General features: G+C 67.5%; 7 protein-coding genes and 1 pseudogene. 4 read left to right on the forward strand and 4 right to left on the reverse strand.

Annotated elements, in window-relative coordinates; translation table 11 throughout:
* Positions 1–332: 332 nt before the first annotated feature.
* From ACTHL9_RS16690 to ACTHL9_RS16705, 4 genes are read left to right on the forward strand one after another with little or no spacing between them, the layout of a single operon-like run.
* Complete coding sequence (locus tag ACTHL9_RS16690) at positions 333–1,169, forward strand: TetR/AcrR family transcriptional regulator (RefSeq protein ID WP_440520400.1); 837 nt, start codon at positions 333–335, stop codon at positions 1,167–1,169.
* A 56-nt stretch (positions 1,170–1,225) separates the two neighbouring features.
* Positions 1,226–3,259, forward strand: a complete 2,034-nt coding sequence (locus ACTHL9_RS16695; protein ID WP_440520401.1) for a PTS mannitol transporter subunit IICBA — start codon at positions 1,226–1,228, stop codon at positions 3,257–3,259.
* Entirely contained in the window at positions 3,256–4,425 is a 1,170-nt protein-coding gene (locus ACTHL9_RS16700) for a mannitol-1-phosphate 5-dehydrogenase (protein ID WP_440520402.1), read from the forward strand. Before ACTHL9_RS16695 ends, ACTHL9_RS16700 begins: the two co-directional genes overlap by 4 nt.
* Before the next feature lies 1 nt (position 4,426).
* Positions 4,427–5,332, forward strand: coding sequence for an alpha/beta fold hydrolase (locus ACTHL9_RS16705; RefSeq protein ID WP_440520403.1), 906 nt, complete (start codon positions 4,427–4,429; stop codon positions 5,330–5,332).
* Positions 5,333–5,422: 90 nt separating this feature from the next.
* Here the strand turns inward: ACTHL9_RS16705 and ACTHL9_RS16710 are convergent, their stop codons facing one another.
* The 4 genes and pseudogenes from ACTHL9_RS16710 to ACTHL9_RS16725 form a co-directional block, all read right to left on the reverse strand.
* Positions 5,423–6,193: a DUF427 domain-containing protein gene (locus ACTHL9_RS16710; protein WP_440520404.1), complete on the reverse strand. Its 771-nt coding sequence runs from the start codon at positions 6,191–6,193 to the stop codon at positions 5,423–5,425.
* A gap of 55 nt (positions 6,194–6,248) precedes the next feature.
* Positions 6,249–7,958 carry a phospholipase C gene (locus tag ACTHL9_RS16715; RefSeq protein ID WP_440520405.1) on the reverse strand — a complete coding sequence of 570 codons (1,710 nt, stop codon included), beginning with the start codon at positions 7,956–7,958 and terminating at the stop codon, positions 6,249–6,251.
* Between the two features lie 91 nt (positions 7,959–8,049).
* Positions 8,050–8,673 carry a TetR/AcrR family transcriptional regulator gene (locus ACTHL9_RS16720; RefSeq protein WP_440520406.1) on the reverse strand — a complete coding sequence of 208 codons (624 nt, stop codon included), beginning with the start codon at positions 8,671–8,673 and terminating at the stop codon, positions 8,050–8,052.
* A 22-nt stretch (positions 8,674–8,695) separates the two neighbouring features.
* Positions 8,696–8,971 (reverse strand): annotated as a pseudogene (locus tag ACTHL9_RS16725) (phenylacetate--CoA ligase); the annotation flags it as partial.

Raw genomic sequence — 8,971 nt, forward strand, 5'->3', positions numbered from 1 at the left:
GCCTTGGACGCCGCCCGGATCCGCTCGGCCTCCGCCTCGGCGGAAACCCCCGCAGGAACCGCCCCATCGGAAGGCTCCCGCACCGGGGCCGGCATCTGCCGCACCGGCCCCACAACCCGCCCCGGAGTCACACCAACGCCGGCGAAGGTCTTGCTCATGGGGAATCCTCTCGGTAGGTGGGGACGGCACTCGGACCATCGGTCCGGGTTACGTTAGCGCCTATAGCGTTGCTATACAAGCATGTTTCGTGATCCTCACCACGCCACAGTGCATGTGGTTCAGCTCACTCTCACCTCTTGTATAGCGTTGCTATATCGGTTACGCTAGCGGCCATGCGTGAAACGGAAACGGGTGTCGCCGGCGACGCCCCGGATGGAGGATCCGCTCAGGCTTCTCCCCGTGAACGCCTGATCTCGGCCGCCATGGAGCTGCTCGCCGCATCCAACGGCAAGCCAGTGTCCACCCGGCAGATCACCGATCTCGCCGGCGTCACGGCCCCCACGCTGTACCACCACTTCGGTGACAAGGACGGACTGATGGAGGCCGTCGTCGCCCGTGGTTTCGAGGAGTTCGTCCAGCGCGAGGGCACCGTGGAGCGCTCGGCGAGTCCGCTCCTCGACGTCCAACGCCTGTGGGACATCCACGTCCATTTCGGACTGTCCCACGCCCAGCTGTACATGCTCATGTTCGGCAACACCGGTCCGGGACGCCGTCCAGTCCTCGTCGAGGAGGCCGAGCACCTCCTCGAACGGGAGCTGGGACGCGCCGCGGCAGCCGGCCAGCTCGCTGCGCCGCCCGCTCAGGCGGCGCGGGCCATCCTCGCGGCCAACATCGGAGTCACCCTCATGCTGTTGGCCGATCAATCCGACCAGCCCCTGACCTCGGACGACATCGCTGCGCTGCCGCTGTCAGCGCAGACGCGCGACGCCGTCCTCCGTTCCGTCGTCTCCGACCCGTCCCTCGTGGACGATCCGGAGCGCGGCGCGATCTCCACCGGCCAGCCGTCCTACGTCGCGGCGGCCATCGCCCTCAACGCCACCCTCGAGTCCTCGCACCCGGAGCAGCTCTCCGGCACCGAGATGCGGCTCTTCCTCGAATGGCTTCACCGTCTCTCCAGCGCCCCGGAAGGCAAGACCCCGGGTCAGAACGGTGCAAACGGGGAAAGCTAACCCCACAACCCCGGCGGCCCCGGCGGGCTGCCTCCTGAAAACGAAAGCAGGGAACCATGTCGACCATCGCAGCGCCCTCACGGAGCCACGCCGCGCGGGCCGGGGTGCAGAAATTCGGCACCTTCCTTTCCGGCATGATCATGCCGAACATCGGGGCCTTCATTGCCTGGGGCCTCATCACCGCCCTCTTCATCCAGACCGGCTGGCTTCCCGTGGCTGCCCTCGGCGGCTTCGGGAAGGACGCGTCCGGCACTCCGTACACGGGCCTCGTGGGCCCCATGATCACGTATCTCCTGCCGCTGCTCATCGCCTACACAGGCGGAAGGATGGTCTACGACGTTCGCGGCGGCGTGGTCGGAGCGATCGGCACGATGGGCGTGATCATCGGGGCCGGCATTCCGATGTTCATCGGCGCCATGATCATGGGCCCGCTGGGCGGATGGACCATGAAGAAGATCGACGCGATCTGGGACGGCAAGATCCGGCCTGGATTCGAGATGCTGGTCAACAACTTCTCGGCTGGCATCTGGGGCGCGATCCTTGCGCTGTTCGGCTTCTATGCGATCAGCCCCGTCGTGGCGGGCTTCAGCAGCTTCGCCGGGACCGTCGTCCAATTCATGGTCAACAACGGGATCCTCCCGCTGACCTCGATTTTCATCGAGCCGGCAAAGGTCCTCTTCCTGAACAACGCCGTCAACCACGGCGTGCTGACCCCGCTCGGCATCCAGCAGGCCACGGCACAGGGCAAGTCCATCCTGTTCCTGCTTGAGGCCAATCCAGGCCCGGGCCTTGGCGTTCTGCTGGCGTACATGTTCTTCGGCAAGGGTGCCGCGAAGGCCTCCGCGCCGGGCGCCGCGCTCATTCAGTTCGTCGGCGGCATCCACGAGATCTACTTCCCGTACATCCTCATGAAGCCGATCCTCATCCTCGCCACCATCGGCGGCGGCATGACCGGCATCGCGACGCTCGCCATCACGCACTCGGGCCTCGTGGCCCCCGCTGCCCCGGGCTCGATCATCGCGGTCATCGCCCAGACGTCGCGGGACAGCTACTTCGGCGTGATCCTCGCTGTGGTTCTGGCCTGTGCGGTCTCCTTCGCGATCGCCTCGATCATCCTCAGGGCCTCGAAGGACCGCGAGGAAGGCGATCTCGCCGCCGCGACCGCGAGCATGGAGGGCATGAAGGGCCGCAAGTCGATGGCCTCGACCGTCCTCGGACGGGGGGCCGCGGCAGGCGCTGCGGGCGGCGCGGCCACCCTCACCGGCACCAAGATCAAGAACATCGTGTTCGCGTGCGACGCCGGTATGGGCTCGAGCGCGATGGGCGCCTCGGTGCTCCGCAACAAGATCCGTGCGGCCGGGCACAAGGACGTCACCGTGGTCAACAAGGCGATTGCGAGCCTCACGGACACCTACGACCTCGTCGTGGTCCATCAGGACCTTGCGCTCAGGGCGGAAGAGAAGACGCCGAGCGCCCAGCTCGTGACCGTTGACAACTTCATGGGCAGCCCGAAGTACGACGAGATCGTCGACCTGCTCAACGAGCAGTCGGCCACCGAGCCCGTGCCGTTCGAGGGCGTGCCGGCAAAGACGGAGCCTGCCTCCGAAGCTGAGGCCGCGGCGTCCCACGTTCCGGTGCCCCACGTCCACAGCGAGACGAGGGACGTTCTCCGGCGCGAGTCGATCGTCCTCGGCGGCGCCGCGGGCGACATGGCGGGTGCGATCGACGAGGCGGGGCAGCTCCTGAAGGCCACGGGCGCGGTCGACGACGAGTACGTCGCCTCGATGCATGACCGCGAGCGGTCCGTTTCCACGTTCATGGGCAACGGCCTGGCCATCCCGCACGGCACGAATGAGGCCAAGGGCCACATCTCGGCCTCCGCCGTCACGTTCGTCCGCTATGCCGAGCCGATCGACTGGCAGGGCAAGCCGGTCACGTTCGTCGTCGGCATCGCGGGCAAGGACAAGGAGCACCTGGGCATCCTCGCCAAGATCGCCAAGATCTTCGGCGACAAGGAGCAGGTCGCGCGCCTCGAGGCGGCGGGCAGCGTCGATGAGATCCTCGACATCTTTGGAAGGGTGAACGCGTGAAGTCGGCTGTCCACTTCGGCGCCGGGAACATCGGCCGCGGCTTCGTGGGCCTGCTCCTCCACCAGGCGGGGTATGAGCTCGCCTTCGCCGACGTGGCGGCGCCGCTCATCGACGCGCTCCGGGAGACGCCCTCGTACACCGTGCACGAGGTGGGGGAGGGGAGTGTCGGCCATGTCGTCGACCGCTATTCCGCCGTCAACTCCGCCACCAACGAGGCGGAGCTCGTCGAGCGGATCGCCCGCGCCGACGTCGTGACGACCGCGGTGGGCCCGAACATCCTCAAGTTCGTGGCCCCCGCGATCGCCCGCGGTATCGCGGCGCGGTCGGCGGAGGTCCCCCCGCTCGCCGTCATGGCCTGCGAGAACGCGATCAACGCGACGGACATCCTCGAGGCGGAGATCCGCGTGGCGGCCAAGGGCGAGGGACTCTCGGAGGCGGACGTCGACGCCAAGGCGGTGTTCGCGAACACCGCCGTGGACCGGATCGTCCCAGCGCAGGCCCCGGGCGGCCTCGACGTGCGGGTCGAGCCGTACTTCGAGTGGGCGATCGAGCGCGGCCCGTTCAACGGAGAGGTCCCCGAGATCCCCGGCGTGACCTGGGTGGACTCCTTGGGCCCATATATCGAGCGCAAGCTGTTCACGGTCAACACCGGTCACGCCGCCGCCGCGTACGTCGGACGCGCGGCGGGCAAGGAGACGATCGCCGACGCGATCGCCGACCTCGCGATCCGCGAGAAGGTCGAGGCCGTCCTCCAGGAGACCAAGACGCTCCTCGTGGCGAAGTATGGCTTCGCTCCGGACGAGCAGGAGGCCTACATCCGCAAGATCCTTGGGCGCTTCGCGAACGCGGAGCTTCCGGATACGGTCGACCGGGTGGGCCGCGCGCCCCTGCGCAAGCTGAGCCGCCACGAGCGCTTCGTGGGTCCCGCAGCCGAGCTCGCCGAGCGCGGCCTCCCCACGGATGCGCTCCTCGAGGCGATGGGGGCCGCACTGCGCTTCGACGCGGCGGACGACGACGAGGCCCAGCGCCTCCAAGCGACCCTTGCGAGTGGGGCGAGCGACTCCGAGGTTGCCGAGGAGCTCACGGGCCTCGAACCCGCCCACCCGCTGTACGGCGCCGTCGTCGGCCTTGTCGCCGACGCACGGAGGGCACGGACGGCGAAGTAGCATGAGCGATCCCCAGCTCACGACGGCGATGCCCGGGCTTGCCGGGGTCACTCACCGGTGGCTCGATGTCCGTGGGCTCCTCATGCATGTGGTCGAGGCCGGTTCAGGCGAACCGGTTCTCCTTCTCCATGGCTTCCCTCAGAACTGGTGGGAGTGGCATGGGGTCATTCCGCGCCTCGCGGAGCAGTATCACGTCATCGCGGTAGACCAGCGGGGCGCGGGATGGACGGACGCGCCCCGCGTGGGGTACGACGCCAGGAGCCTGGTCGAGGACATCGTCCTGCTGATCGAGGAACTCGACCTCGGCAGGGTCCGGATCATCGCGCACGATTGGGGTGCGATCGTCGCCCAGCTGCTGGCACTTGACCGGCCCGACCTCGTGGAAGCGCTCGTGGTCCTCAGCTGCCCGGACCTGCACGTCAGGCCGGACGCGAGCATCCTCCGCCTTGTGCCCAAGATCTGGTTCGATGTCCCGCTCGCCACGGCGGGGGTCGGAGTGTGGGCCATGGCGTGGGGGAAACAGCGGATCGTCCGAATGCTGCTCAAGCACTTCGAGCCGCCTCGCGGCCTCTCGGGCGCGGACATCGGCCTGTACCTCGCCCGGCTCCGTGACCCGGGCCGGGCGAGAGCCGGGTCTGCGCTGTATCGGGACTTCATCCTGCCGGCCTTCATGCGCCTTGTCGCGGGACGCTACGCGGACGAGCCGTTTGCCGTACCGGTGCTCGTGATGATCGGCGAGAACGACCCGTCAGCCGCCTTGCAGAGGATGGGCTATCGCTCGGGATTGCCCGCGAGGACGTTCGTCGAGGTCCTTCCCGGTGAGGGCCACTTCATCGTGGACCACAGGCCCGACGTGGTGGCTCAGCGGGCAGCGGACTTCTTCCGCACAGAGAAAAACGGCGCATAGAAAAACCTGCATCGCGCCGTTGAGATGCAGGTCACGTGTTTGAGTGTAGGCAGACTCGGGTAGCAGTCGCAATCCGGGGTCTGAAAGCGATTATGCCCACACGGTCGTGGGGCGCTTCGCCGCGACACCGTCGACCTCGATGTCCGTCCTCTCGTTGAAGAACGCGATCAGGCCGTGGATCTGCGCCATCTCGGGGAACTCCGGGCCGTAGGACCAGGCCACCGGGCGGCCGTCCCCGAGCCCTGGCGCGGCCCAGTAGCGCGCGTGGCCCTTGTAGGGGCAGATCGTCACAAGGTCCACCGGGGTGAGACGATCCCAGTGCACGTCCTCCGGCGGAAGGTACGCCCGGGGCGGGAGCTGGCCTTCGAAGAGGATGACTGGCCGCGTGCTCTCGGCCAGCACCACACCGTCCAGCAGTACGCGCACGTGCTGGGACGATGCGCGCAGGTCGATGCGCGAGAACGGGTCCCTCGGGTGGCCGATGACCGGTTCATCCTCCTCGAACCATTGGAACGCGTCGGTGTCAAACGCGATGTAGCCCTCGAGATCGGGGTCCGAGAGGCGGAAGGCCGCACCCGGGACGAGAATTCCGCCAGCACGCACCGCGAGGGGGTCGCCGTCGGCCGTATGAGGCTCGGTGGGCCCAGCGCCAGGAGGATTCGGCTCCAAGGAGGCGACGACGTCGTCCGCCGGCACTGCGTGGACCGGAAGCCAGCGCTGGGGTTCCCAGAGCACGATCGCCCGTCGGGAATCGAGAACAAGCTCGTCCCCCAGCCGCGCGCGGAGCCGTTTGGACGTCGGCTCGTAGCGCAGCTGGGGGACGAGGCGCTTGAGTTGTTCAGAGATCCTGACCGCGGCCATAGGGCCAGCGTGCTCTCGCGACTCCCAGGACGCAAGCGTCCTCAGGGGAAAAGCACTACTGGCAGGATCCGCCCTGGCCGAGGTGCTGGCCGTTGTTGCCCTCGCAGTACGAGGCCGGGACCACCGTGCCGTTGGCAGGGTTGAGGATCAGGCCGTCGCGCCGCTGGTGCGTGAAGTCGAACAGGTTCCCGAGCGATCCGGCAATCTGGTCGAACGAGCCGTCGCCGAGCCGGCCGAGGCTCCAGTTGTCCTCGATGAAGCGGAGGATCGAGGACTGCTGCGTGACCGTGTGGTCCACGAAGTTGCTCTTGGCGTACGGCGAGACGACGAGGAGCGGTTGGCGGGGACCGGGGCCGCAGCGATCGGCGTAGCCACCGAGGATCGGCGTGCCGGCCTTCGCGGCGTCGGTGCAGATCGCCGCGTCGCTGGCGGGGTCGTTCGAGGCGTTGAGGACCTTGGTCGCCGCGTGGTCGTACCATCCGTCGGAGTCGTCATAGGCGAGGACGATGGCGGTCGAATCCCAGTTCTTGGACTTCTGGATCGCGTTGATCTCGTTGACCACGAAGTTCTGCTCGTCGATCGGGTCGGAGTAGGAGGCGTGGCCGTCCTGGTACTCCGGCGCCTTCAGGAACGAGACGGCCGGCATGTTGTCCGAGTCCACGACCTTGTTGAAGTCCGTCATGTCGTACTGGTGGTTGGCCTGGCCGTTGTGGCCGATCTCCGCGTCGCTCGCAGGCGCAACGTGATGCGGGTTCGCAGTCGAGGCGTAGTACTGGAACGGCTCGTGGTGCGGGCTGTAGTCGATGGACGAGACGCCGCCGACGTTCGTGTGCTTCGTCTGGCACTGCGCATAGTCGGTGCCGTTGATGGTCTTCGTGCCCTGAGCCGCGAAGCCGCCCTGGAACCAGCCCCAGGAGACGTTCTTCTCGTTGAGGAGGTCGCCTACGTTCTTGCCCTGCACCGCGGCGAGCGCGTTGGACTTGCTGTGGCTGCCGTCGGAGCAGTCGTCGTAGGCCGGGTCCGGGTCCTCCGTGACCGTGCCGACGCCCTGCGCGTTCGGGGACTTGACCGCGTACGCGTCCGGCGTGGTGGTCTGCTTGCCCGTGAACGGGTCGACGCTGATCACGCCGTGCGTCTGACCCGAGACGAGGTTGAGCGCGCCCGGGGTGGACGGACCGAACGTATCGCTGTAGCTGTTGTCGCTCATCGCGAAGTGCTGGGCGTAGTTCCAGAGCCCGGTGACGGTGTTGCCGTCGTAGTAGTCCATCGTGAGGCCGGGCGCGCGGTAGCGCGGGTCGCCCGCGGCACCGCACGCGTCCGTGCTCGTGTTCTCGACGAACTTGTCCATGAGCCCGCCGTCGTATGCCTTCTGCTCGGCCGTGTACTCGTGGTCCTGGTCGCACGTGACGGCCTGGGCCGGCGTGAGCCGCGACGGCTGGACGGAGTTCGGGTTGTTCGGTGCGAGCAGGTTCGCGTTCGCGAGCGTGTTGATGGCCTTGGGCGTGTTCGGCGCTGCCGTGAACGACGACGCCGGAGCGCCCGTCCCCTGGACCGTCTCGCCGGACGTGTTGGCGGCCTGGGGATAGGTCGCGAAGTAGTGGTCGAAGGAGACGTTCTCCCCGAAGATGACCACCACGTGCTTGATGGGCGTCGCAGTGGTGGCGGTCGTTGCGGCCTGCGCCGGGACGGCGGCGAGGGCTCCGCCGGCGGCGACGAGCCCGAGGGCGCTTGTCGCAGCGGCGGCGCCCATGCTGAGTTTGGGCATCTCTTGGTCTTTCTCGAGGGGGCTTCCGGAGAAGACCCTAAACCTGCGAAATGCCTCAGACGGCTGAGTTTTGGATCAGTTCAACAAGTGTTCATGAGCGGGTATGCAACCCGTTGAACAGCACCGCGACCACATCGTCGGCGAGCTTCTCGGACGTGAGCGAACCACCCGGCCGGTACCACTCGACGATCGAGTTGATGGTGCCGAAGAGGAGGCGCGAGACCGTGCGCGGATCGATGTCCTTCCGTACGGTCCCTTCCTCGCGCGCCTCCTCGATCAGCTCGGCCACCTTGCGGTCGAATCCGCGGCGGCGCTCCATCGCCTTGCGCTCGGTCTCAGTGTTGCCGCGGAGACGGAGCAGGAGCGTCACGAACGGGAGCCGTTCGGTCAGAACCTTAACCGTCGAGCGGACCACGAACTCGAGGCGCTCTTCCGCCGAACCCTCCTGGGACTCCGGGGCGTCCCACACCGACTCGAGTCCGCCCAAGGCCTGCTCGAGCGCGAGCGCGAGCAGGTCCTCCTTGGACGGCACGTGGTGGTAGATCGCCGACTTCGAGATGCCCAGATTCTCGGCGAGGATGCCCATGGACGTGGCATCGTAGCCGTGCCGGTTGAAGACCTGGACCGCCACATTCAGCACCGACTGCTGGTCGTAGCCGGGGCGCCCACGGCGTCCGGTGGGTCCGGGGGTCTCTGTTGCGGCGGCGGAAGGCATGGGATCCAGTCTAAATCGGGCGTCAGCTCTTGGTGCGGAGGTCGTAGATGCGGCGGAGCTTGCCGTTCGAGCGCTCGAGCGAGCCCGGCTCCACCACGTCGATCCGGCACGACGAACCGATATGGATCTTGATCTGCTGCCGCAGGATCGCGCCCGCAGCGGCGCGCTGCTCCGCCGTCGTGCCCTCCCGTGGCTCGATCTTCACGGTGAGCTCGTCCATCCTGTTGGGGCGGGTGATCTCCAGCTGGAAGTGCGGGCTCAGCTCGGGAATCCGCAGCGCGATCTCCTCGATCTGGGA

Source organism: Sinomonas sp. (assembly GCF_051955515.1).
GTDB lineage: Bacteria > Actinomycetota > Actinomycetes > Actinomycetales > Micrococcaceae > Sinomonas.

Excerpts from the sequence above, each read along its gene's own strand:
- ACTHL9_RS16690 (WP_440520400.1), top strand. The coding sequence starts at position 333 with ATGCGTGAAACGGAAACGGGTGTCGCCGGCGACGCCCCGGATGGAGGA.
- ACTHL9_RS16710 (WP_440520404.1), bottom strand. The coding sequence starts at position 6,193 with ATGGCCGCGGTCAGGATCTCTGAACAACTCAAGCGCCTCGTCCCCCAG.
- ACTHL9_RS16705 (WP_440520403.1), top strand. The coding sequence starts at position 4,427 with ATGAGCGATCCCCAGCTCACGACGGCGATGCCCGGGCTTGCCGGGGTC.
- ACTHL9_RS16715 (WP_440520405.1), bottom strand. The coding sequence starts at position 7,958 with ATGCCCAAACTCAGCATGGGCGCCGCCGCTGCGACAAGCGCCCTCGGG.
- ACTHL9_RS16695 (WP_440520401.1), top strand. The coding sequence starts at position 1,226 with ATGTCGACCATCGCAGCGCCCTCACGGAGCCACGCCGCGCGGGCCGGG.
- ACTHL9_RS16720 (WP_440520406.1), bottom strand. The coding sequence starts at position 8,673 with ATGCCTTCCGCCGCCGCAACAGAGACCCCCGGACCCACCGGACGCCGT.